Annotated in this window: 1 protein-coding gene; it reads left to right on the top strand. The window is 58.9% G+C overall.

The genetic code is table 11. From position 1 onward, the window contains the following. On the top strand, positions 1 to 306 hold a 306-nt coding region (locus KQX66_RS39055), incomplete at its 5' end, for a YfcZ/YiiS family protein (RefSeq protein WP_216798440.1). Positions 307 to 355: the final 49 nt, after the last annotated feature.

Here is a 355-nt window from a genome sequence, read left to right as displayed (position 1 = left end):
GAACCAACCATGTCAGATGCAATTAATAAATGCAGCGCCCAGGAAACCGCCGCGTGTTGCTGCGTGGATGTCGGCACCGTGATGGATAACACCGATTGCACCGCATCCTACAGCCAGGTGTTCAGCAATCAACAAGATGCGGAGGCGATGCTGGCGGCCCTGAGCGAAAAGGCGCGCGCGGTCGAATCCGATCCCTGTGACATCAGCAGTAGCATTAAACCGGTTGACGGCGGCGTACAATTGGAAGCCGATTTTACCTTCGCCTGCCAGGCGGAAACCCTGATCTTCCAGCTCGGCCTGCGTTAATCCCCGCTTTACCCCCGGCGCCGCCTGCTGCGCGCCGGGGTTTTCCTTC

The organism is Paenibacillus oleatilyticus, assembly GCF_018998565.1.
Lineage (GTDB): Bacteria > Bacillota > Bacilli > Paenibacillales > NBRC-103111 > Paenibacillus_G > Paenibacillus_G oleatilyticus.
The sequence above is the reverse complement of the archived record's forward strand: the minus strand, read 5'-3'. Positions and strand labels throughout refer to the sequence as shown.